At 64.7% G+C, this 23535-nt stretch carries 18 protein-coding genes and 2 pseudogenes; 12 read left to right on the top strand and 8 right to left on the bottom strand.

The annotated features are described in order from the left end of the window. Positions 1–128: 128 nt before the first annotated feature. Positions 129–668, top strand: coding sequence for a type 1 glutamine amidotransferase domain-containing protein (locus AAEZ08_RS04890; RefSeq protein WP_003282798.1), 540 nt, complete (start codon positions 129–131; stop codon positions 666–668). 102 nt (positions 669–770) lie between these two features. Beyond that, positions 771–1967 carry a class I SAM-dependent rRNA methyltransferase gene (locus AAEZ08_RS04895; RefSeq protein ID WP_003282799.1) on the top strand — a complete coding sequence of 399 codons (1197 nt, stop codon included), beginning with the start codon at positions 771–773 and terminating at the stop codon, positions 1965–1967. Positions 1968–2043: 76 nt separating this feature from the next. Here the strand turns inward: AAEZ08_RS04895 and AAEZ08_RS04900 are convergent, their stop codons facing one another. Further along, positions 2044–2892 carry a poly(ethylene terephthalate) hydrolase family protein gene (locus AAEZ08_RS04900; RefSeq protein WP_014818704.1) on the bottom strand — a complete coding sequence of 283 codons (849 nt, stop codon included), beginning with the start codon at positions 2890–2892 and terminating at the stop codon, positions 2044–2046. 498 nt (positions 2893–3390) lie between these two features. Here AAEZ08_RS04900 and ilvD point away from each other — a divergent pair, with 498 nt between their 5' ends. Further along, positions 3391–5229, top strand: a complete 1839-nt coding sequence (ilvD, locus tag AAEZ08_RS04905; RefSeq protein ID WP_483031444.1) for a dihydroxy-acid dehydratase — start codon at positions 3391–3393, stop codon at positions 5227–5229. A 182-nt stretch (positions 5230–5411) separates the two neighbouring features. On the opposite strand, the gene AAEZ08_RS04910 is transcribed toward ilvD, so the two are convergent. Continuing rightward, positions 5412–6092, bottom strand: a complete 681-nt coding sequence (locus AAEZ08_RS04910) for a response regulator (protein ID WP_500123824.1) — start codon at positions 6090–6092, stop codon at positions 5412–5414. Next, on the bottom strand, positions 6092–7477 hold the full coding sequence (locus AAEZ08_RS04915; RefSeq protein ID WP_500123825.1) for an ATP-binding protein: 1386 nt from the start codon (positions 7475–7477) through the stop codon (positions 6092–6094). The genes AAEZ08_RS04910 and AAEZ08_RS04915 overlap by 1 nt, the downstream gene beginning before the upstream one ends. A gap of 138 nt (positions 7478–7615) precedes the next feature. Here AAEZ08_RS04915 and AAEZ08_RS04920 point away from each other — a divergent pair, with 138 nt between their 5' ends. The 5 genes and pseudogenes from AAEZ08_RS04920 to AAEZ08_RS04940 form a co-directional block, all read left to right on the top strand. Beyond that, positions 7616–8800, top strand: a complete 1185-nt coding sequence (locus AAEZ08_RS04920) for an efflux RND transporter periplasmic adaptor subunit (RefSeq protein ID WP_500123826.1) — start codon at positions 7616–7618, stop codon at positions 8798–8800. Between the two features lie 9 nt (positions 8801–8809). Beyond that, complete coding sequence (locus AAEZ08_RS04925; protein WP_500123827.1) at positions 8810–11932, top strand: efflux RND transporter permease subunit; 3123 nt, start codon at positions 8810–8812, stop codon at positions 11930–11932. After that, a pseudogene (locus AAEZ08_RS04930) lies at positions 11929–13325 on the top strand (efflux transporter outer membrane subunit). The gene AAEZ08_RS04925 and the pseudogene AAEZ08_RS04930 overlap by 4 nt, the downstream one beginning before the upstream one ends. A 45-nt stretch (positions 13326–13370) precedes the next feature. Further along, entirely contained in the window at positions 13371–13850 is a 480-nt protein-coding gene (locus AAEZ08_RS04935) for an anti-virulence regulator CigR family protein (protein WP_228207998.1), read from the top strand. A gap of 23 nt (positions 13851–13873) precedes the next feature. Continuing rightward, positions 13874–13972 (top strand): annotated as a pseudogene (locus tag AAEZ08_RS04940) (hypothetical protein); the annotation flags it as partial. Positions 13973–14029: 57 nt separating this feature from the next. On the opposite strand, the gene AAEZ08_RS04945 reads toward AAEZ08_RS04940, so the two are convergent. Continuing rightward, positions 14030–15760, bottom strand: a complete 1731-nt coding sequence (locus AAEZ08_RS04945) for a DUF4153 domain-containing protein (RefSeq protein WP_500123828.1) — start codon at positions 15758–15760, stop codon at positions 14030–14032. A gap of 100 nt (positions 15761–15860) precedes the next feature. Beyond that, complete coding sequence (locus AAEZ08_RS04950) at positions 15861–16979, bottom strand: NAD(P)/FAD-dependent oxidoreductase (RefSeq protein WP_500123829.1); 1119 nt, start codon at positions 16977–16979, stop codon at positions 15861–15863. A 97-nt stretch (positions 16980–17076) separates the two neighbouring features. On the opposite strand from AAEZ08_RS04950, the gene AAEZ08_RS04955 reads away from it, so the two are divergent. After that, positions 17077–17532: a metallophosphoesterase family protein gene (locus AAEZ08_RS04955; RefSeq protein ID WP_500123830.1), complete on the top strand. Its 456-nt coding sequence runs from the start codon at positions 17077–17079 to the stop codon at positions 17530–17532. Here AAEZ08_RS04955 and AAEZ08_RS04960 read toward each other — a convergent pair. Both AAEZ08_RS04960 and AAEZ08_RS04965 read right to left on the bottom strand, forming a co-directional pair. After that, complete coding sequence (locus tag AAEZ08_RS04960) at positions 17525–18172, bottom strand: YitT family protein (RefSeq protein WP_058064229.1); 648 nt, start codon at positions 18170–18172, stop codon at positions 17525–17527. The genes AAEZ08_RS04955 and AAEZ08_RS04960 overlap by 8 nt on opposite strands. Before the next feature lie 87 nt (positions 18173–18259). After that, positions 18260–18778: a dihydrofolate reductase gene (locus AAEZ08_RS04965; protein ID WP_312946802.1), complete on the bottom strand. Its 519-nt coding sequence runs from the start codon at positions 18776–18778 to the stop codon at positions 18260–18262. Positions 18779–18962: 184 nt separating this feature from the next. On the opposite strand from AAEZ08_RS04965, the gene AAEZ08_RS04970 reads away from it, so the two are divergent. Continuing rightward, positions 18963–20078 carry a glycerophosphodiester phosphodiesterase gene (locus AAEZ08_RS04970; protein ID WP_500123831.1) on the top strand — a complete coding sequence of 372 codons (1116 nt, stop codon included), beginning with the start codon at positions 18963–18965 and terminating at the stop codon, positions 20076–20078. A 43-nt stretch (positions 20079–20121) separates the two neighbouring features. Here AAEZ08_RS04970 and AAEZ08_RS04975 read toward each other — a convergent pair whose 3' ends face one another. Then, entirely contained in the window at positions 20122–20358 is a 237-nt protein-coding gene (locus AAEZ08_RS04975; protein WP_500123832.1) for a DUF4282 domain-containing protein, read from the bottom strand. Positions 20359–20582: 224 nt separating this feature from the next. Between AAEZ08_RS04975 and AAEZ08_RS04980 the strand changes: the two genes are divergently transcribed. Next, complete coding sequence (locus AAEZ08_RS04980) at positions 20583–21977, top strand: DUF2868 domain-containing protein (protein ID WP_500123833.1); 1395 nt, start codon at positions 20583–20585, stop codon at positions 21975–21977. Then, on the top strand, positions 21970–23343 hold the full coding sequence (locus AAEZ08_RS04985) for a DUF3482 domain-containing protein (protein WP_500123834.1): 1374 nt from the start codon (positions 21970–21972) through the stop codon (positions 23341–23343). Before AAEZ08_RS04980 ends, AAEZ08_RS04985 begins: the two co-directional genes overlap by 8 nt. Positions 23344–23535 lie beyond the last annotated feature (192 nt).

The raw sequence follows: 23535 nt of genomic DNA on the forward strand, positions 1-23535 counted from the left end.
AAGGGGGCGCTCTAAGAAGGAGGCAAAGTGCCATCGGCACGAAAAGGCGAACTTTGGCTGAGAAGCGGGTCCCATTTCAAGTGACTCGCATTCTGCGAGCTTACTGACAGACAAACGGAGGCATGCCCATGACCCAACCTCTCACAAGCAAGCGCGTGGCGATCCTGGTGACTGACGGCTTCGAGCAGGTCGAGCTGACCGGGCCCCAGGAGGCACTGGAGAAGGCCGGCGCGACAGCCCAGATCGTCTCCGCCAAGAACGGCGAAGTGACCGGCTGGAACCACACCACGCCGGCCAGCAAGTTCCACGTGGACAAGACCTTCGACGACCTCGATATGAATGACTATGACGCCGTGCTGCTACCCGGTGGCGTGGTCAACTCAGACACCATTCGCACCGACGAAACCGCGCAAAAGCTGGTGCGCGACGCCGCCGCGGCGAACAAGCCGATCGCGGTGATCTGTCACGGCGGCTGGCTGCTGATCTCCGCCGGGCTGGTCAAGGGCAAGCGCATGACCAGCTGGCCGTCGCTTACCGACGACCTGAAGAACGCTGGCGCCGATTGGGTGGACCAGGAGGTGGTGGTGGACGGTCAACTGATCAGCAGCCGCAAGCCCGATGACATCCCGGCGTTCAGCCAGGCGCTGATCGACGCCCTGTCCGCCTGATCGGACGATGCGTGGCGGGCGCTGCGAGGATTTTCCGGCAGCGCCGGCGCGCGTGGCCTGCCGCTCGTTTAGAATGCCCGTCTTTTTCCCGGAGCCCCGCCGATGACCCTGCCCAGCCTGCGCCTCAAAGCCAACGCCGATCGCCGCCTGCGCGCCGGTCATCTGTGGGTCTACAGCAACGAAGTGGACACCGCCGCCACACCGTTGAGCGGCTTCGCCGCCGGGGATCAGGCCGTGCTGGAAGCAGCGGGCGGCAAGCCGCTGGGCATCGTCGGCATCTCGCCAAACAACCTGATCTGCGCGCGCCTGCTGTCGCGCGATCTCAAGCACAGCCTGGACAAGTCGCTGCTGGTGCATCGCATCCAGGTCGCCCTGTCGCTGCGTGATCGCCTGTTCGATCAGCCCTGCTACCGCCTGATCTATGGTGATTCCGATCTTTTGCCGGGCCTGGTGGTGGATCGCTTCCACGACCACCTTGTGGTGCAGCTTGCCTCGGCCACCATGGAGCGCAACAAGGATGCCGTGCTCGAAGCACTGGTCCAGGTGCTCAAGCCGCGCGGCGTGCTGTGGAAGAATGACTCCAGCGCCCGCGATGCCGAGGGCCTGGAGCGGTACGTCGATACCGCGTTCGGCGTGGTTCCGGAATGGGTCGCGCTGGAGGAGAACGGTGTGAAGTTCGAGGCACCGGTGCTGCAGGGCCAGAAGACCGGCTGGTTCTACGACCACCGCATGAACCGCGCGCGCCTGGCGCCATACGTGAAGGGCAAGCGCGTACTCGACCTGTTCAGCTACATCGGCGGCTGGGGCGTACAGGCCGCGGCCTTCGGCGCCAGTGAAGTGTTCTGCGTCGACGCTTCAGCCTTCGCCCTGGACGGCGTCGAGCGCAATGCCGCACTCAATGGCGTGGCCGAGAAGATGACCTGCGTGGAAGGCGATGCCTTCGAAGCGATGAAGGAACTGAAGAACGCCGAGGAGCGCTTCGACGTAGTCATCACCGACCCGCCGGCGTTCATCAAGCGCAAGAAGGACATCAAGAACGGTGAGGCCGCCTACCGACGCCTCAACGAAGCCGCCATGCGTCTACTGAACAAGGACGGCATCTTGGTCAGCGCCAGCTGCTCCATGCACCTGGAAGAGGATCACCTGCAGAACATCCTGCTCGGCAGCGCGCGTCATCTGGACCGCAACATCCAACTGCTCGAACGCGGCGCCCAGGGCCCGGATCATCCGGTGCATCCGGCGATCCCCGAGACCCGCTACATCAAGAGCCTGACCTGCCGCATCCTGCCCAACAGCTGAGGGGCGGCACACGCGCCTACCGTATCGCCATGAAACCTCCGCCCGGCAGTGCGGGCGAAGGTTTCAACGTGCGGTGCTACTCGATGCCCTTGCGCTGATCGCTCCACAGCAGGCTGGTGCACAACCCGCAGAAACGTCCGTAGAAGGTGCCACGCGCACTCTCGTCGTCCATCAGGTGATAACGGAACCAGGCCGTCGTCGGTCCGCGATAAGCCCCGCCATCACCCACCGGCTCGAAGTGACTGACATAGCGCCTTTCCCCCCAGAAGATCGGCACATTGGCGCGGGTATAGACCGGCTGCGCATTCAGATAGGGGATGGCGATCGTGTCGGCACCCCCGGACATCAGGAACATCGGCCCGCGCTGGTTGCGCTGCGACGACGAGTCATGGCCAAGACCGATGGTGTACGGCTGGATCGGCGCGGTGACCTTCACGCGATCATCCTGCCCGGCCATGATCGAGCCTCCACCGCCCTGGGAGTGGCCCGATGTGGCGACGCGCCCGGTGTTCAACACGCCGACGTAGGTGCCGTAGGTGCGATTGCTTTCCTGTACCAGGTAATCGAGGCAGGCCAGCATGTCGCGCCCGGTGCCGGCATTCGAGGTTTCCGCCGCGGCCACCACGAAGCCATGGCTGGCCCAGTGGGTCAGCAGCCCTGAATAAGTCGTCGGCCCGGTGCCGGTACCATTACCCCAGAGGATGACCGGATGCCTGACGCCATCCTGGCCCAGCGTGCGTGGCCGGTAGATGCGGCAGCTCGGCCCTTCGCTCTGACTGGTGACGGCGTAGGGGCCGGAATTGTCGAAGCTCGAAACCGAGGGAAATGGTGCTCCGGGTGTGTCCGGCAGGGGGGCGGCGGCGGCGGTTGCGGATAGGGCCACCAGAGCAGCGGCGCTCAGGTATAGACGTGTGAATTTGTGCATCTGCATTCCTCGTTCTTATCGTTGGTATAAGGACGCCTCGCCCATCATCGACTGCCCGCTACTCCGCAGAACGCGCACCCATGGCGAGGCGACCGCTCGCTGGCCAGCGGCAAGACAAGATGCAGTCACCAGCGAAACAGTCGGGTCTGGACTCTAGCGAGCGATCCTCGACCTGCCAGTCAAGTGGACCGGCGGTCATACACCGAAAAAGGCCGCCGATGCGCAGGCCTCACGCCCGACCCAGCCGCTCCGGGCCGCTGGCACGCGGGGTAGCGCAGAACCGGCAATCGTCCCGCCTGGCCCGAGCACCGGAACGTGCGTAGAATCGGTGATATCTCGCCATTCACCACACGGCGAACACTGAGCCCAGGCCCTACGAGCGTCTACCCGCCTCGACCCGGCCCCTTCCGAACGCGCGGTCACCCTCCGTTGCATCCGGCACAGGCGTTGCTCACCATACGCATACTTTTGCTTACCTGATCAGCCGCAGGAACCGTCATGCCCGATTACCGTTCGAAAACCTCCACGCACGGCCGCAACATGGCCGGTGCCCGCGCGCTGTGGCGCGCCACCGGCATGAAGGACGAAGACTTCAAGAAGCCGATCATCGCCATCGCCAACTCCTTCACCCAGTTCGTGCCCGGTCACGTGCACCTGAAGGACCTCGGTCAGCTGGTCGCCCGTGAGATCGAAAAGCACGGCGGCGTCGCCAAGGAGTTCAACACCATCGCGGTCGACGACGGCATCGCTATGGGCCACGACGGCATGCTCTATTCGCTGCCGTCGCGCGAAATCATCGCCGACTCGGTGGAGTACATGGTCAACGCGCATTGCGCCGACGCCATCGTCTGCATCTCCAACTGCGACAAGATCACCCCCGGCATGCTGATGGCCGCCCTGCGCTTGAACATCCCGGTGGTGTTCGTTTCCGGCGGCCCGATGGAAGCCGGCAAGACCAAGCTGGCCAGCCATGGCCTGGACCTGGTCGATGCCATGGTTATCGCGGCCGACGAAAGCGCCTCGGACGAGAAGGTCGCCGAATACGAGCGCAGCGCCTGCCCGACCTGCGGCAGCTGCTCCGGCATGTTTACCGCCAACTCGATGAACTGCCTGGCCGAAGCCCTGGGTCTGGCCCTGCCGGGTAACGGTTCGACCCTGGCGACCCACAGCGATCGAGAGCAGCTGTTCCTGCGCGCCGGTCGCACCGTCGTCGAGCTTTGCCAGCGCTATTACGGCGAAGGCGACGAATCGGTACTGCCGCGCAACATCGCCAGCCGCCGCGCGTTCGAGAACGCCATGACCCTGGACATCGCCATGGGTGGCTCGACCAACACCATCCTGCATCTGCTGGCAGCGGCTCAGGAAGCCGAGGTCGATTTCGACCTGCGCGCCATCGACGCGCTGTCGCGCAAGGTGCCGCAGCTGTGCAAGGTCGCGCCTAACATCCAGAAATACCACATGGAAGACGTGCACCGTGCCGGCGGGATCTTCTCCATTCTGGGTGAACTGGCCCGTGGCGGCCTGTTGCACACCGACGTGCCCACCGTGCATAGCCGGACGCTTGCCGACGGCATCGCGCAGTGGGATATCACCCAGACCCAGGACGAAGCGGTGCACACCTTCTTCAAGGCAGGCCCGGCCGGTATTCCGACGCAAACGGCGTTCAGCCAGTCGACCCGCTGGGACAGCCTGGATGACGACCGCGAAAACGGCTGCATTCGCAGCGTCGAGCACGCCTACTCGCAGGAAGGCGGCCTCGCCGTGCTGTACGGCAACATCGCACTGGATGGCTGCGTGGTGAAAACCGCGGGCGTGGACGAATCCATCCACGTGTTCGAAGGCACAGCGAAGATCTTCGAAAGCCAGGACAGCGCCGTGAAGGGCATCCTCAATGACGAAGTGAAGGCTGGCGACATCGTCATCATTCGCTACGAAGGCCCGAAAGGCGGCCCGGGCATGCAGGAAATGCTTTACCCGACCTCGTACCTGAAGTCCAAAGGACTGGGCAAGGATTGCGCGCTGCTCACCGATGGCCGCTTCTCTGGCGGCACGTCGGGCCTGTCCATCGGCCACGCATCGCCGGAAGCGGCTGCCGGTGGCGCCATCGGCCTGGTGCAGGACGGCGACAAGGTGCTGATCGACATTCCCAACCGCAGCATCCAGCTGCAGGTCAGCGATGAAGAACTGTCCCACCGCCGCATCGAGCAGGACAAGAAAGGCTGGAAACCCGCCCAGCCACGCACCCGCAAAGTGACTACGGCGCTCAAAGCCTACGCCCTGCTCGCCACCAGCGCCGACAAGGGCGCGGTGCGCAACAAGGCGATGCTGGACGACTAAGTCCAAACGGGCGCCAGCGCCCGGTAGAAAAAGCCGCGATCCCGATGGGGCTGGCGGCTTTTTTTTGCGTAGCGTATTCAGCCGCTAACGCCAAAAAACAAACAGGTAGCTAATCGCAGGTGACTGACGTAGGCAAGACAAGCACGCCGCGGAACACAGTATCCGGGAACGGAATATTGCGCCTAGAGCTCCAGCTTGTAGCCGACACCATAGATCGAGTGGATAAGCTCCTGTTGCGGCGCCACTTGTTCCAACTTGCGCCGCAGGTTCTTTACGTGGCTGTCCACAGTGCGGTCGGTGACCACGCGGTGGTCGTCGTACAGCCGATTCATCAACTGGTCGCGTGAATACACTCGGCCCGGAGACCCCGCCAGGCAATGCAGCAGGCGAAACTCCACGGGCGTCAGGTCCAGCTCCACCCCTGCGTAGCTGGCACGGTAGGTCGCTGTATCCAACTGCAGGCCGCCGCTAGTCTGCGGTGGTCGGCGGCGCAGGATGGCACGCACGCGCGCCATCACCTCCCGCGGGCTAAAGGGTTTGCAGATGTAGTCGTCGGCACCCAGGTCCAGACCTAGTAGACGGTCCACTTCCTCGACACGCGCAGTGATCAGCATGATCGGAACCTCGCTGAAGCTGCGCAGCTCGCGGCAGATATCCAGGCCGTCGCGGCCGGGCAGCATGATATCGAGCAGGATCAGCTGCGGCTCGGCCGCTCGCACCGCTGGCACCACCGTCAGGCCGTCGTCCAGGCAGGTCACCCGGTGCCCGGCAGCCTGCAGGTAGTCGCGCAGTAGGACGGCCAGCTTGGGTTCATCTTCCACCACCAGGATGTCGGCGGGGTTCAGCTCGTCGTTGTTTAGCATCAGCGTGCTTCCCGCGGCAGACTCAATCGCAACCACAGCCCACCGAGCGGCGAAGGACGAGCTTCCAGTGTGCCGCCGTGAGCCTCGGCAATGCTGTGACAGATCGCCAGCCCCAGCCCCGAGCCGCCGCTGGCCCGACCGCGTGAGGTTTCGCCGCGGAAGAAACGTTCGAACAGGAGTGGCAGGTCGGCTTCGTCCACGCCCGGCGCCGAGTCGAGCCAGTCCAGCAGAATAAGACCGTGCTGCTCTTGCAGGTGGATGCGCAATTGCCCACCTGCTGCGGTGTAGCGCAGGCTGTTCTCCAATAGGTTGCCGAGCAGCTGACGTAGGCGTGCGCTATCGGCAAGTACGGGAATGGCCGTCAGGGGTAACTGCAGTTCCAGGCTCAGGCCCTGTTCCTGGCAACGCTCAGCGGCTCCGCGCAGGCTCTCATGCAGCAGTTCCACCAGATCCAGTGGCTGCTTGCGGTAAGTCAGCGCGCCGACGTCGGCCATCGACAATTCATAAAGGTCATCGACCAGTTGGGTGATCTGGCCTACCTCCTGCTGCAGCGAACGCAGAGAAGCGCGGTCGAGTGTACGGATCCCGTCTTCCAACGCCTCCAGCTCACCGCGCAGCACCGCCAATGGGGTGCGCAGTTCATGGGAGATGTCGGCCATGAACTCGCGGCGCATCTGCTCGTTGCGCTCCAGGGTATGAGCCAGCTGGTTGAAGTCGGCAGCCAACTGGCCGACTTCGTCGTCGCTGCTGACGCTGACCCGCTCGGTGTAATCGCCAGCTGCCAGACGATGAGTCGCCGCCGCCACTTGGCGCACCGGGGCGAGCAGACGGCGCGTCGCCCACCCTGCGATCAGCGCGGCCAGCAGCAGGGAAATCCCTGCGACCACCAGGCTGGCCAGCAACTGATTGCGCAGCAAGCGTTCGCCGCCGACCTCCGTGACGCTCTGGAACGGCGCCATGGCCAACCAGCCAACGGTCTTGCCGTCTACCTCTACAGGCATGCGTACAGCATCAGCACCCATCTCAATAAAGCCCATGACCTTGCGCTGTTGCATATCCAGCAAAGAGATGCGGAACACCGCACCAGTGAGGTCGGAAACCGGCAGATCCCAGGTCGCACCCGCGCGTATCTGGGCATCTTGCGGGTGAATCATGTGGAACCATTCATCGTGATCGTCCCGCAGAAAATCCCAACTGCCGTGGCTGCGATAGGCCTCGCTGAAGCGCGGCAGCACCACGGCCATGCGCTGCTCGGTCAGCTCGTTGATGTAGCCGATAAAGCCGCGCCCAAAGCTCCAGCCACCGGCCACGAACATGGCCAGGGCGACGAACAGGGCTGTACTGAGCACTGCAAGGAAGAGTTTGCGCGACAGGCTGAGTTTCATGATGGACCAGAGCAGCGGGCGAGGCGTTATTAAGGGCGACCACACCGAGGTATTCAACATCCCTGCTGCAATCTCCAAATTCTCTGCACATTTGCTCCGCAGCATCTCCAGCCTATGGTCTGCCGCTGGTTGGAGAAAATGATGCTCAGCACGTTCAGTAAAGTCGTGGGTTGCCTCGCTCTGCTCGGGGCGCTTGTGCTCCTGGCTCTGTTTGCTCTGCCGCTGCACGCTCCGACCAAGGTTGATTTCATGCCTGTGTCAGCCGAAGTAGGCGTCATGACCCTGCAACCGCAGACCCAGCGCCTTACCAGCGAATTGCCAGGACGCACCAAGGCCTGGCTGAGCGCGGAAATTCGCCCGCAGGTCGGCGGCATCGTGCAGCAACGCCTGTTTACCGAAGGTGCGCAAGTAAAGGCCGGCGAGGTGCTCTACGTGATCGACCCGGCTAGCTATCAGGCCGCACTTGATCAGGCCCGTGCTACTACCGCCGAAGCGCTTGCTGCGCTCGACTCAGCACGACTGAAGGCGACTCGTTACGCCGAACTGGTGAAGATCGACGCCATCAGCAAGCAGGACCACGAAGATGCCCAAGCTAGCCTGCAGAGCGCCCAGGCGGTCTATCAAGCGGCCCAGGCCGCAGAGAAAAGCGCGCGCATCAACCTGGCCTACACCCGCATCACGTCACCTATCACTGGGCGTGTAGAAAGCTCCAGCGTCACTCCAGGCGCGCTGGTTACTGCTAGCCAGGATACGCCGCTGACCACAGTTCAGCAGCTCGATCCGCTTTACGTCGACATCACCCAATCCAGCACCGAGGTGCTGCGTCTAAAGCGCGAACTCGCTGCGGGCCGCCTGAGCAAGGCTGGCGACGATGAGGCACGCATTATGCTGCGTCTGGAAGACGGCAGCGAATACAACCACGCTGGGCGTCTGCAGTTCAGCGGTGCAAGCGTTTCGCAAAGCACCGGCAGCGTCACCCTGCGCGCCGTGGTACCCAACCCGGATGGCCTGCTACTGCCGGGCATGTACGTACGCGCCGTGCTTGAGGAGGCGGTGGATGAAAAGGCGCTGCTGGTGCCGCAGCGTGCCGTGACCCGCGGGCACAGCGGCACCACAAGCGTGTTGTTGGCAGTCGATGGCAAGGTCGAACAGCGGCAGATCAACATCGGCCGCAGCGTCGGCAACCAGTGGTGGGTCGACTCGGGGCTCGCTACCGGCGACCAGGTGATAGTCGAGGGCGGACAGAAGGTGCGCGTCGGCGACAGCGTTCGCACGGTCGCCATCGAAATCCCGGTCGCCGCGGCGCCCCTGGCCAGTCACTGAGGACTCGACATGGCACGCTTCTTCATCGACCGACCTATTTTCGCCTGGGTTATCTCTATCGTCATCATGCTCGCCGGCGGACTGCCCATCAGCCAGCTGCCGCTTGAGCAATACCCGGACATTGCCCCACCGACCATCAATATTTCCGCCACCTACACCGGTGCCTCGGCCAAGACCATCGAAGACTCGGTGACCCAGGTGATCGAACAGCAGATGAAGGGCCTCGATGGCCTGATGTACATGTCCGCCAGCAGCAGTTCGGCCGGTAGCGCCAGTCTCAGTCTGACGTTCGCCGCAGGAACCGATGCCGATGTGGCGCAGATGCAGGTACAGAACAAGCTGCAGCAGGCCGAATCGCGGCTGCCGCAAGCGGTGCAGAACCAAGGCATCACGGTGACCAAGGGCGGCGGCGACTTTCTGATGATCGTCGCCTTCGTGTCGAGCAGTCCGAGCGTAACCAATACCGATATCGGCGACTTTATCGACAGCCAGTTGCTGGACCAGATCAGCCGTGTCGACGGCGTTGGTGAAGTGCAAACATTGGGCTCCGGCTACGCCATGCGTGTCTGGCTGGACCCGGCCAAGCTCGAGCAGTACGCGCTGATGCCGTCAGATGTCAACAGCGCCCTGGAGGCGCAGAACACTGAGGTTTCCGCCGGCCAACTCGGCGCACTGCCAGCCTCGGCCGGGCAGCAGCTGAATGCGACCATCAGTGCACGCAGCAAGCTGCAGACGGTGCAGCAGTTCCGCGACATCGTGCTCAAGAGCGCTAGTGACGGCTCGCTGGTGCTGCTTTCGGACGTCGCTCGGGTCGAACTCGGAAACGAAAGCTACGATGTGGTCACCGCGCTCAACGGCATGCCTTCCGCGGCCATGGGCATCAAGCTGGCTACTGGCGCCAACGCGCTGGACGTGGCCAAGGCAGTCAAGCTCAAGCTCGCCGAGATGCAAGCCAACTTCCCAGACGACATGCAGCTGGAAATGGCCATCCCCTACGACACCACACCCTTCGTCAGCCTATCGATCAAGGCTGTAGTGCAGGCACTGTTCGAAGCGACCGTGCTGGTGGTGTTGATCATGTACCTGTTCCTGCAGAACTGGCGCGCCACCCTGATTCCCGCCATTACAGTGCCCGTGGTATTGCTCGGTACCTTCGGCGTGCTCGCGCTGTTCGGCTACTCGATCAACACCCTGAGCATGTTCGCCATGGTGCTTGCTATCGGCCTGCTCGTGGACGATGCCATCGTTGTGGTGGAGAACGTCGAGCGAGTGATGGCTGAAGAAGGGCTATCACCACTGGAGGCCACGCGAAAGTCGATGAACGAAATCAGCGGCGCACTTGTGGGCATTGCCCTGGTGCTGTCGGCAGTGTTTATCCCAATGGCCTTCTTCGGCGGCTCCACCGGGGAGATCTATCGGCAGTTCTCGGTGACAATCGTCAGCGCCATGCTGCTTTCGGTGCTGGTAGCAATGAGCCTCAGCCCGGCGTTGTGCGCCACTCTGCTCAAGCCGGTCGTCAGGGGCGAGGCGCATAATGCCCGAGGTTTTTTCGGCTGGTTCAATCGCACATTCGAACGCAGTGCTGCGAGCTACCAACGTGGCGTTGCAAACGTACTGCGACGCGGCTCGCGCATGCTTGTGCTGTATGTACTGGTTCTGGTCGCGCTGGCAGTCGGTTATACAAACCTGCCTGGCGCCTTCCTGCCGGATGAGGACCAGGGCATGTTGATGGCCATGATCCAGCTGCCGGTCGGTGCTACCGACGAGCGCACCCAGGCCGCCACCCAGCAGCTCGTCGAGTACATGCTCACGCAGCCTGAGGTGGATTCACTGGTGACCATCACCGGTATGGGCATGGGCGGCAATGCGCAGAACTCAGGTCGTGCCTTTATCAAGCTGAAAGACTGGAGCCTGCGCGAAGGGACCGAGCAGAGCGCGGCAGCCCTGGCCCGGCGGGCCACCGGCGAACTGTCCGGCTTGCGCGATGCGAGCATCTTCGTGATGCAGCCGCCGGCTATCCGCGGCCTCGGCGACAGTTCCGGCTTCAACCTGCAACTCAAGGACGTCGGTGGCGTAGGCCACGAAGCGTTGGTCGCCGCCCGCGATCAGTTCCTTGCTCTGGCCGCGCAGAGCGACAAGCTGGTGGGCGTGCGCAGCAACGGCCTGGAGGATGCACCCGAATTCCAGATCGCCATCGACGATCGAAAGGCCGGCGCATACGGTCTGACCCCCAGCGATGTCAACAGCACCCTGGGCACCGCCATGGGCGGCAGCTACGTCAATGACTTCGTCTACAACGGTCGGGTGAAAAAGGTCTACGTGCAGGGCGAAATAGAGAGCCGCATGCAGCCCGAACATGTCGGTCGCTGGTACGTACGCAATGAAGCCGACGAAATGGTGCCGTTCAGCGCAATCGCCGGCAGTGCCTGGAGCTTCGCCTCGCCATTGCTGGAGCGCTACAACGGCAACGCCTCAATGGAACTGGTCGGTGACCCTGCAGACGGCGTCAGTTCGGGCGAAGCCATGGACGAAGTCGAGCGGCTGGTCGCTCAACTGCCGTCCGGCATCAGCTACGAGTGGTCCGGGCAGTCCTATCAGGAGCGGCTTTCCGGCTCGCAGGCGCCGCTGCTCTATGCGGTTTCCATCCTGTTCGTGTTTCTTTGCCTGGCAGCCTTGTATGAGAGTTGGGCGGTACCCTTTGCCGTGATGCTGGTGGTGCCGCTCGGGGTGCTCGGCAGCTGGCTGGCGGGACAAAGCAACGATGTGTACTTCCAGGTTGGGCTGCTGACCACCGTCGGCATGGCCGCGAGGAACGCCATCCTTATCGTCGAGTTCGCCAAACAGTTGCACGAGCAGGGTCAGGACCTGGTCAGCGCGGCGATGGAAGCCTGTCGTCAGCGTCTACGGCCGATTCTGATGACCTCGCTCACGTTCATGTTCGGCGTGCTACCGCTTGCACTGAGCAGCGGTGCTGGCGCCGGTGGGCGTCAGGCCATTGGAACCGGCGTGCTGGGCGGCATGTTCAGCTCTACGGTGTTGGGCATCTTTTTCGTCCCGCTGTTCTTCGTTCTGGTGTCTGGCCTGGCTGCACGACGCGTGCCGGCTGAGACTGGCACAGGAGTAGAAGCATGATCCGTCCATCTCATCTGACCGCGCTGCTGGCGGCCCTGCTACTGGCAGGCTGCGTAAACCTGGCCCCCGATTATCAGCAACCCGAGGCGCCAATCCCCCAGCAATGGCCGACCCGCGCCGAGCTGGGCAGTGCATCCCCGCAGATCGGCTGGCAAACGTTCTTCCTCGATGCGCGGCTGCGACAGGTCATTGATCAGGCCCTGGCCAACAATCGCGACCTGCGCGTGGCCGCCCTAAATGTCGAGAAGGCCGGGCCCTGTACCGGGTACAGCGCGCCGAGCAACTGCCGACCATCAATGCCAGCGGCAGCGGTACTCACAGCCGCACCCCAGCCGGTCTGAGCGGCACGGGCGACGCCAGCACCACGCACCAGTACAGCGCTGAACTGGGCCTGAGTGGCTATGAGCTGGACCTGTTCGGGCGTATTCAAAACCTCAGCGATGCCGCTCTGGAAGACTACCTGGCGCTGGAGGAGACCCGGCGCAGCACGCAGATCAGTCTGCTCGCGGAGGTGGCCAATGCCTGGCTGACCCTGGCCGCCGATCGCGATCTGCTCAAGCTGGCCGAGGACACCCTGACCAGCCAGCAGTCCAGCCATGAACTGCAGCAGCGCAGTCATGCTCTGGGCAACACCTCGGGTCTGGTTCTGGCTCAGGCGAAGACAACTGTGGAGTCGGCTCGGGTCGACGTGGCGGCCTACCAGAGCCAGGTGCAGCAGGACCTCAACGCTCTCCAACTGCTGGTGGGTGCCCCCTTGAGCGAGGAGTTATTGCCCAGTGGACTGACCGAAGACAGCGCCGAGCTGCTGGATGTCCCTGCCGACCTGCCCTCCAGCCTGTTGCAACAGCGCCCCGACGTGCTAGCTGCCGAACACGGCTTGAAGTCGGCCAACGCCGATATCGGGGCCGCGCGCGCAGCCTTCTACCCCAGCATCAGCCTGACCACCAGCGCCGGCACCAGCAGTACGGCATTGAGCGGGCTGTTCAAGGGTGGCAGTGGCGCCTGGAGCTTCGCCCCGAGCATCAGCGTGCCGATCTTCGACGCCGGTGCCAACCGCGCCAATCTGCAGGTCGCCGAGCACGAGCTGGACATACAGCACGCCACCTATGAAAAGACCCTGCAGAGCGCCTTCCGCGAGGTGGCCGATGTGCTTGCCGAGCGCGGCACCTTGCGCCAGCGCATGGAGGCGCAACAAGCGCTGACCGAGGCGACGGCCAGAAGCCAGCAACTTGCCGACGCGCTGTATCGCAACGGGGCCAGCAGCTATCTGGATGCCCTGGATGCGCAGCGCGAGCTGTATGCCGCGCAGCAGGACCTGATTAGCCTGCAGCTGACCGAGCAGAGCAACCGCATCGCGCTGTACCGAGTGCTAGGCGGCGGAATCTCCGAATGACGAGACATACAACCCCCTCTTTAGCTACCTCCGAGGAACAACAAGATGAATAAAAACCTGATTGCCAGTTTGACCATCGCCTTGCTATTCATTAGCTCGCTGCTATCGGCAGCACCGCAGGGCCACGATGAGATGCGCCAAGGCCGTAACGCGCAGAGCGGTGGCAAAGCCCCCAGCAACCAGTCGCAAAGTCAGAAACAAGGGCAGAGCAAAACAGGACAAACGCCGCAGAAAAGCCCGGCGAAGAGCCACGCCCAGCAACCGCCCAAAGACTTCAGCTCGGTACACCAAGCCTTCCATGAACGTCGTGAACAGATCGGCAGGGGCGGACCGCTCCCGGCCGAGATCAGAATTCAGCAAGGCAAGCCGCTACCCAAGGGATATGGCAAGCGTCTAGATGCCAAGGTGCTGAAAGGACTGCCGCAGTATCAGGGTTACGAGTGGCGTCGGGTCGGCAGCGACATCGTACTGGTCGCGGTAACCACGGGCATCGTCTATACCATTCTGCAGGGGGTGCTGAACTGACGTAACACCGCGATGATCGGCCGCCTGCACCTGAGGATGCCGGCCGAGAGATCACGGCCCTCAAGGCCTGCGCCCTGCTCGCCACCAACGCCGACAAGGGCGCAGCGATGCTGGACGGCTGATCACCTGTCGCAGCCGCATGAAAAAGCCCAACCTTGTGTCAGGCTTTTTCATGGGTGCTATTCGGTAATCGCCGGCTCCAGCCGTATGCCGTCGATCTGCAAGGCATTGAAACGCGGCGCCACCACCCGCCAGGCACCGCGCTCGACCTGCTCCTTGAGCGTCTCGCCGTCTAGGGTCTGCTCGTCGGCGCTGCGAAGGTGGCCGATCCAGCGCCAGTTGCCGTTCGCCTCACGCCCCAGCACCGTCACGATCCGCGGCCGCGCACCGCGCAGCAGCAGCAGCTCGGACTGGCTGTCGTCATCCAGATCGACGGCAAACAGGGAGCAGTCCTCGTCACAGCCCTGTGTCGCGATGGCCTGTGCCAGCGCGCCACCGGCATCCTCGAGAGGCTCGCCGATCCATGGCACGGGAGCGGTGTTGGCCATGTCGTGCGCGTGTCGCCAGTTCCAGTAGTTGTCCGCGCCGTCCAGTCGTTGCAGGTCCGCCTGCAGTTGCTCCCGACGCGCGTCGGCGACGCCCGGTTGGCTCAGGCGCTGGCGCAGTTTCTCCAGATGGTCGCGACCGGGTTGCCCCAGCTGAAAGCGCAGTGCGCCGAGATCGGTGCGTTCTGCCGGCACCTGCTCGTCGAGCAGGCGCTGGTACTGGTTGGCTGCGCTGAGCTGCAGCGGGCTCAACGGTGGCAGATGCATGAGCAGCAACAGCGCCACTGAAACCAGCGCCAGCAGCGGGTTGCTCCGGCGCAAGCCCGCCAACCAGCCATCCCGCCGCTGCAGCACCGCTGCCATCAGCGCCAGCGCATGCAGCAGGGCAACCAGCGTCGCACCGACCGCCACCACCCGATCAGGCGTGAGTCCGTACTGACCGATCCGCAGCCACAGTGCGTAAACCGCAAGGCCAGCCAGAAGCGGCAGGCACAGGGAGCTGGCGTCGACCAGCACGCGCAGCGCACGCGGGTAATGCACCGCCTGCCGGCCATCCTGAATGACGCCGTTAAGCAGGGCGACATGGGCGAACACCATGGCCAGCAGGATCGGCGTCGCGTGGCGCGTTTCCCACAACGGCTGCAGACCGGTGAACGGCAGGCAGACCACGAAAATCAGCAGGATCAGCACCGTCAGCGGCAGCAGGAAGCGACACATCGCCTGCAGCACGTTGCGCAGCGCATCGACCACCTGGCCACGCTCGAGACCGATCCACAGCCCGATGGCGACGACCGTCGCGCTGGCCACCCAGATAAAGCCGGACGACTCGAACAGCGTTGCGAAAATCCTGATGCCGACCAGCTTGAACAGGCCGGCCCAGAGCCAGATCAGCAGCCAGAACGCCGCCAGCATAAGCAGCGCCATGAACAGCAGCAGGCCGTTGTTGATGGCATGCCGGTATAACGCGGCGTAGTCGACACGCCAGCGATGACCGATATCCCGCGCCTGGATGAAGGGTGTCAGCACATAGGCCAGGATCAGGTTGCTCCAGAGCAGCAGGGTGCCGACGGTTTCACCCAGGTAATACCAGCGCGGCTGCTCGAACTGCAACGCGAGACCGCCCGCCAGCACGGCCGGCAACGCGGCAGAGGCAAGCACCAGGCGCCAGCGCCCGGCCTCGCGCAGCCCGCCCCAGAGCAGCTGCACCTGCCAGCCGCCAATCACCGTGAAGGCCAGCAGTGCCGAGCACAGAATCCGCCAGCCAGCAGCGTGCGGCCAGGCCTCGCTGGCCGCCCAGAGCGCCAGCCCCTGCAGCAATCCGACCGCCAGATAGACTTTCAGCGGGCGAGCGCCTGTCTGTTCCATGCACATTCCTTTTTGCCGGTGAGTGAGCCGTCCGATCGCGGCGGGTTGCAGTGTGCTACCCGCCTGGACGGGCCGCAACGTGGGGGGCGACAGCCCGTGATCAGGTTGCCAATGCCGTGGGCTCGAGCAGCCCAAGGACGTGTTCGGCAATCGCCAGGCAGGCAGTCAGTCCCGGCGATTCGATGCCGAACAGGTTCACCAGCCCGGCGATGCAGTGCTGCGCCGGGCCGTCGATGCGAAAGTCCGCGGCCGCCTCGGCGGGGCCGCTGATCTTCGGGCGGATGCCGGTGTAGGCCGGTTGCAACGAATCGTCCGGCAACGCCGGCCAATAACGGCGAATCGCGGCGTAGAAGCCCTCGGCCCGTTGCGGCTCGATGCGATAGTCGAGCGCCTCGACCCACTGCACGTCCGGGCCGAAACGCGCCTGGCCGGCCAGGTCCAGGGTCAGGTGCACGCCGAGGCCGCCGGGCTCGGGCAGCGGATAGACCAGATGGCGAAACGGCGTGCGCCCGCTCAGGCTGAAGTAGCTGCCCTTGGCGAAGAACTGCCGCGGCCGTGCGGCCGGGTCCAACCCGGCGGTGTGCGCGGCGAGGATGGGCGCACCATGCCCGGCGCAATTCACCACGGCGCGGGCCAGCAGCTGCAGCGGGTCGGCGCCGCCCACCTCGACCTGCAAGCCTGCGCTGCCAACCGTGATCGCCGTTACCGGCGCGTTCAGTGCCAGCACCGCGTCGTTGCGCTCGGCATCGCCCAGCAGTGCCAGCATCAGCGCGTGGCTGTCGATGATGCCGGTACTCGGCGAGAGCAGCCCTGCCACCGCCTGCAACTCCGGCTCCAGCGCCAGTACCTCGTGCCCATCGAGGGACTGGAGGTCATCGACCCCATTGGCCTGCGCGTGCCGCTGCAATTGCTCCAGCGCAGCGATCTGGGCGTCGTCGGTGGCGACGATCAGCTTGCCACAGCGGCGATAGGCCACGCCGTGGCTGTCGCAGAAATCGTAGAGCTGGCGACGCCCGGCCACGCACAGCCGGCCTTTGAGCGAGCCCTGCGGGTAGTAGATGCCGGCGTGGATGACTTCGCTGTTGCGCGCGCTGGTGGCGGTGCCAAAGGCCGCCTCGGCTTCCAGTATCAGCACCTCGCGGCCGGCCAGCGCCAGCGCACGTGCCACCGCCAGCCCGACCACTCCCGCACCCACCACCACGCAATCCACTCGATCCATGCCAGACTCCTCGACCCGAGGGTCCCAAGCCTGCCGCAACCACAGCGGTCGGCCAAGGGTCAGATGACCTAACGAAGCAGTTAAAGGGAACACCGGCATGCGCATCGGCCTGATCTCCGACACCCACGGCCTGCTCCGCCCCGAGGCATTGGCGACGATGCAGGGTTGTGAGCAGATCATTCACGCTGGCGACATCGGCAAGCCGGAGGTGCTCGACGGGCTGCGGGCCATCGCGCCGCTTGAGGCGATTCGCGGCAATATCGATACGGCCGACTGGGCGCGAGCGCTGCCGGAACGACTGGACCTGCGCATCGGCGGTCTCACGCTGCACGTGTTGCATGACCTCAAGCAGCTGGATATCGACCCGCTCGCTGCCGGTATCGACGTGGTGATCACCGGCCACTCGCACAAGCCAAAGGTCGAGCGGCGCGATGGCGTGCTCTACGTGAACCCGGGCAGCGCCGGTCCGCGACGCTTCAACCTGCCGATCAGCCTGGCGCTGCTGGAGTTGAGCGACGGCGACGCACAGGTCGAGCTGATCAGCCTCAGCTGACGCCCATGTAGCGATCGGCGCGGTGATTGATCGCCAACACCAGATTCAGCGCCACGGCGCCAAGCACCGACAGCAGCACCTTGTCCGCCGGCACGACGAACACCGCGGCAAGCACGATCAATGAGTCGATGCCCATCTGGAAGGTACCGGCACGTAGCCCGAAGCGCTCCTGCAGAAACAGCGCGAGGATGTTCACCCCGCCAAGACTGGCGCGATGGCGGAACAGGATCAGCAGGCCGACGCCGATGGCGAACCCGCCGAACACCGCCGCATAGACTACGTTCAGCTCGGCAAAGCGCATCCACTGCGGCGTCAGTTCGGCAAACAGCGAGACAAGGCCCACCGCGCAGACGGTGCGCAGGGTGAACGGCCAGCCCATGCGCCAGATCGCCAGCGCGTAGAACGGCAGGTTGAGCAGGAAGAACACCGGGCCGAACGACCAGCCGGCCAGGTACTTGAGCAGAAAGGCCAGTCCAACGGTGCCGCCGGTGAGCAGCCCGGCGTGGCTGTAGAAGGCAATGCCAAGGGCGACCAGCGCGGTGCCGGTGAGCAGCGCCAGGCCATCCTCCCACAGCGGATGGCGAACGAAGATCGCAGCAACGCGCTCGGCTTCCGGGGCGTCGGATTTGTCAGGTTGCATGAGAGTTCTCGTTACGGCAGCGACGGGCCAGCATAGAAGCTGCGGCCCGTTAAGGATTTGGCGCCGATCAAGCGAAGAGCGTGCCGGTCAGCTATGTTTTTGCCAGGTCTCGAAACGATACGCTGGCGCCTCGCCCTCGGCCGGATGTGGCTGACTGTCAACGCACTGCCACTCAGCCTCGTCGAAGGCAGGAAAGAACGCATCGCCTTCGGGAGCGGCATCGATTCGCGTGAGGTACAGCCGCTGCGCCTGCCCCAACGCCTGGGCGTACAGCTGCGCACCGCCGATCAGCATCAGCTCGTCGACGCCCTGCTCACGCGCCCACTGCTCGGCACGCACCAGCGCGGCGTCCAGGTTAGTGAAGGTTTCCGCGCCGTCTAGCTGCAGATCCGCCTGGCGACTGACCACCAGGTTGAGCCGACCCGGCAGCGGGCGGCCAAGCGAATCCCAGGTCTTGCGGCCCATGATGATCGGCTTGCCGAGGGTCATGGCCTTGAAATGCTTGAGATCGGCTGGCAGGTGCCAGGGCATGATGTTGTCACGACCGATCACGTGCCGCTCAGCGAGAGCAGCGATCATGGCGAGGGGAAGGCGAGTCTGATTCATGGCGGCGAGAATATCAGAGGGCTGTGTCTTCCTGCAGCGCTGTTGGCCACATTGAGTCGACCAGAAATCGCAGCGTCAGCCGTTCGTCGGCTTCATCGCTTTGCAATACAAGCGGCAACGCAGCGTCAACGTCCGGTCATGCAAGTGGCTCAGGCTGTGACATCCAAACCGAGGAGATGCCGAAATGGCCCGCAAGACCACCGCTTCCCTTCGCCGCTGGCTGACCGCCTGCAGCCTGTTGCTACCGCTCACCGGCTTCGCTGCGCCGGATGAACACGCCGCGAGACACCAAGCTGCGCGGGGCGAGCCGACGCCGCTGGTGATCGCTCACCGCGGCGCCAGCGGCTACCTGCCGGAGCACACCCTGGCCGCCTATGCCCTGGCCGTTTTCCAAGGCGCGGACTACATCGAGCCGGATCTGGTGATGACCCGCGACGGCCAGATCGTCGCCCGCCACGACAACGAGTTGGGCCTGACCACCGACGTCTCGCAGCGCCCCGAGTTTGCCGATCGCAAGCGCACCCAGCAGGTCGACGGCGTCACCCTTACCGGCTGGTTCAGCGAAGATTTCACCCTCGCCGAACTGAAGACCCTGCGCGCCATCGAGCGCATCCCGGATATCCGCCCAGGCAACGCACGCATCGACGGCAGCCTGGAGATTCCGACCCTGCAGGAGATCATCGACCTGGTGAAAACCCTGCAGCTCAGCCAGGGCCGGCGCATCGGCCTGTACCCGGAAACCAAGCATCCGACGCACTTCCAGCAGCTCGGCCTGGCGATGGAGAAGCCGCTGGTGCGCATCCTTACCCGCAACGGCTACGTCGGGCGCCAGGCGCCGGTGTATATCCAGTCGTTCGAGGTGGACAACCTCAAGACCCTCAGCCGCCTGACCCAGCTGCGCCTGGTGCAGCTGTTCAGCTCGGGGCAGCCATATGACCAGCAGGTACGCGGCAGCAAGCTGACCTACGCGCAGATGGCGACGCCCGCCGGACTCAAGGACATCTCCCGCTACGCCGCCGGCGTCGGTCCGGAGAAGAGCTACATCATTCCGCGTGATGCCAACGGCAACCTCGGCACGCCGACCGGCTTCGTCGCCGCCGCCCACGCCGCGGGGCTCAAGGTCCACCCGTACACCTTTCGCGCGGAGAACGCCTTCCTCCCGGCCAGTCTGCGCAGCAGCGACAAGCGCCACGAACGCGGCGACAGCGAAGCGGAGATCCGCGCCTTCCTCGATGCCGGTATCGATGGGCTGTTCATCGACCAGCCGGACATCGCCGTGCGCCTGCGCAACGCCGACTGACAACCGCAAACAAAACGGGCGGCCCTGAGGGCCGCCCGTTGGATTACGCCTTGTTGGCGAGCTTCTGCAGATTTTCGTGGATTTTGAATAGCACGATCAGCAGTTCGCACCACACGCGCGTACCGATGGAGCCGAAAATCAGGATGCCCAGCGCCTGCCAGATTGCACCGGAAAACAGCGCGACGACAAATCCGACGACCACCGAAACCAGGCCGAGCCAGTAGATCAGCGTGATGATTTTCGGCGTGAGCATGGCGTCGAAGAAAAACAGGTCTCTCATGGGAATTCCTTTTCGGGATGAGGATTGGCCGAGGCAACCTTGCCTCTTGCCAGTCCATGGCAGATAAAACGGCTCTAGGCCGCCCGATGATCATCGGGGCGCGGATTCTAGCCGCCTCGGCTGCGACATCCAACCCAACGATGGCCCGACCGAGCAGCAGCGCAATTCCCCCGCGCCTACCGCGGCGAGTATGCTCGGGTCTTCGCCTTGCCACGAGACGCCGCGTGACCGATCTCCCGTTGCCTGCCCTCAATCCACTCGACCGCCTCTGGCTGACCGAAGCCGTACGCCTGCGCGAGGAACACGCCGGGCCACTGGAGGATGACGAAGCCAATCGCCAGGCCCGCGCCCAGGGCGGCGACCTGCCAGTGCTCATCGAGCGGCGTGCGCTCTGGCTGGCGCGCCGTGACGGGCTGATCGAAGCGCTGCAGCACTGGCGTCAGGGCGCACGCCTGGGTGCGTTCGTGCTGGCGCTGCTGGCGGTCTTCACCGGTGCCGGCCTGGCCTTTGCCGCGCTCGGCGACGGGCAGCGGCCGGTCAACGTGTTTTGGGCGCTTGGCAGCCTTCTTGGGCTGAATCTGCTGACCCTGCTCGGCTGGCTGCTCGGCCTGCTTTTCGCGCGCGACAGTGGCGGTGCGTTGGGACGATTGTGGCTTTGGCTCAGCGAAAAACTCGCCCGCGATGCCCGCGCCGCACAACTGGCGCCGGCCTTGCTGACCATCCTGCATCGACATCGGCTGGGCCGCTGGCTGTTGGGCCTAGGCGTACACGGCCTCTGGCTGCTGGCGATGGCCAGCGCCCTGCTTACCTTGCTCGCCCTGCTGGCAACGCGGCGCTACGGCTTCGTCTGGGAAACCACAATCCTTGGCGAGAGTGCCTTTGTCGGCTTGACCCAGGCCCTCGGCGCGCTGCCGGCACTGCTCGGCTTCAGCGTGCCGGACACCGAGCAGATCCGCGCCAGTGGCGCACTCGGCGGCGATCTTGAAGGCGCGCGGCAACGCTGGGCGGGTTGGCTGGTCGGCGTGCTGCTGGTCTACGGCCTGCTGCCGCGGCTACTGCTGGCCGGCTTCAGCCTGTGGCGCTGGCGCCGCGGCCGTGCGGCACTGAAGCTCGACCTCGGCCAACCGGCCTATCGACTACTGCGCGAACGCCTGCAGCCACCCAGCGAGCGACTCGGCATCAGTGATGCAGCACCCGCCCAACTGCACGCCCCGACCGCAGGTGCTCAGCTCGATGGCAGCGCCGGCGCCGTACTGGTGGCCATCGAACTGGATGGCAGTCGTCCATGGCCGCCGACTCTGCCCAAGAACATCGCCGATGCCGGCATCCTCGATGATCGCGAAGGGCGCCGACGGCTGCTCGATCAGCTCACCCGCTTTCCTCCGGCACGCCTGGCCATCGCCTGTGATCCTCGACGCTCACCCGACCGCGGCACCCTGGCGCTGATCGGCGAGCTGTCGCGCTGCGCCGCTGCGACCCGCGTCTGGCTGCTGCAGGCACCTCCCGGTGAGGCGCTGGACAGCGCGCGCCTGGAAGACTGGCATCAGGCGCTGGATGCCCTGGGCCTGCCCCACTCCAACACGACGCCGTTTGGCTGGCTGGAGAGCGGACATGACTGAAGCCCTGAAGCTCGCCGTGGTCGGCCACACCAATGTCGGCAAGACCTCGCTGCTGCGCACCCTGACCCGTGATGCAGGCTTCGGCGAGGTTTCGCACCGTCCCAGCACCACCCGCCATGTCGAAGGCGCTCGGCTGTCGGTGGACGGCGAAGCACTGCTGGAGCTGTACGACACACCCGGCCTGGAAGATGCCATCGCCCTGCTTGACTACCTCGAGCGCGTCGAGCGCCCTGGCGAACGCCTCGACGGCCCGGCACGCACCGCGCGCTTTCTCGACGGCAGCGAGGCGCGCCAGCGCTTCGAGCAGGAAGCCAAGGTGCTGCGCCAGCTGCTCGCCAGCGACGCCGGGCTCTACGTGATCGATGCCCGTGAGCCGGTGCTGGCCAAGTACAAGGATGAGCTGGCGGTGCTCGCCGGCTGCGGCAAGCCCCTCTTGCCCGTGCTCAATTTCGTCGCGCAGCCCGGGCATCGCGAGGAGGAATGGCGGCAGGCGCTGGCCCGCCTCGGCCTGCATGCGCTGGTGCGCTTCGACAGCGTGGCGCCACCGGTGGATGGTGAGCGGCGCCTGTACGAAAGCCTGGCGCTGCTGCTGGAACAGGCGCGGCCCAAACTGCAGCGGCTGATCGAGGACCATGAAGCCCAGGCAGCGGCGCGCCTGGTCAGCGGCCAGCGGTTGATCGCCGAGCTGCTGGTGGATGTCGCCGCCTGCCGACGCAGCGTAGCCGCACAGCCGGAACTGGAACGTGGCGCCATTCGTGAATTACACGACGCCGTGCGCAGCCGCGAGCAGCGCTGCGTCGAGGCGCTGCTGCGCCTGTTTGCCTTTCGCAAGGAGCAGGCGGCAGCCAGCGACCTGCCGCTGCTCGACGGGCGTTGGGGCGACGACCTGTTCAATCCGGAAACCCTCAAGCAGCTGGGCGTGAAGATCGGTAGTGGCATGGCGGCAGGCGCGGCCGCCGGTGCCGGGGTCGACCTTATGGTCGGTGGTATCACCCTCGGTGCCGCGGCGCTCCTCGGCGCCATCGCCGGCGGCGGCGCGCAGACCGCACGGCACTATGGCAATCGCCTGCTCGGCAAACTCAAGGGTCAGCGCGAGCTGAGCGTCGACGACGCCGTGCTGCGCCTGCTCGCCCTGCGCCAACGCCAACTGCTCGCCGTGCTTACCACCCGAGGGCACGCCGCTACCGAGGCCATCCGCCTGGCCACGCCGCAGGATCAGGGCTGGCGCGAAGGCAAGCTGCCCGAAGCGCTGCAGCGCTGCCGCGCGCATCCCGAGTGGTCTTCACTCAACCCCGGCGCCCGCCTGCAGGACGGGGAGCGGCAGGCCGCGCTGGATGAGCTGGAGGCTGAGTTGCAGCAAAACTGAGCCGGTTGGGCTCGCGCTTATGGTGGGCTGAAGCCCACCCTACGAGGGTGACGGACACCCAGACGCAATTCTTCGAACACCGTCCAAAGACAGCCAAAGGTGAACGGTCAGCGACTAGCCCAGATCCCGATGCGAGGCCTATTCATAGGGTGGGCTTCAGCCCACCAGAGTGGTACGTAGACAAGCGGTGAA

This window comes from Pseudomonas sp. E45-MNA-CIBAN-0222, from assembly GCF_040310405.1.
GTDB classification, from domain to species: Bacteria; Pseudomonadota; Gammaproteobacteria; order Pseudomonadales; family Pseudomonadaceae; genus Stutzerimonas; species Stutzerimonas stutzeri_AC.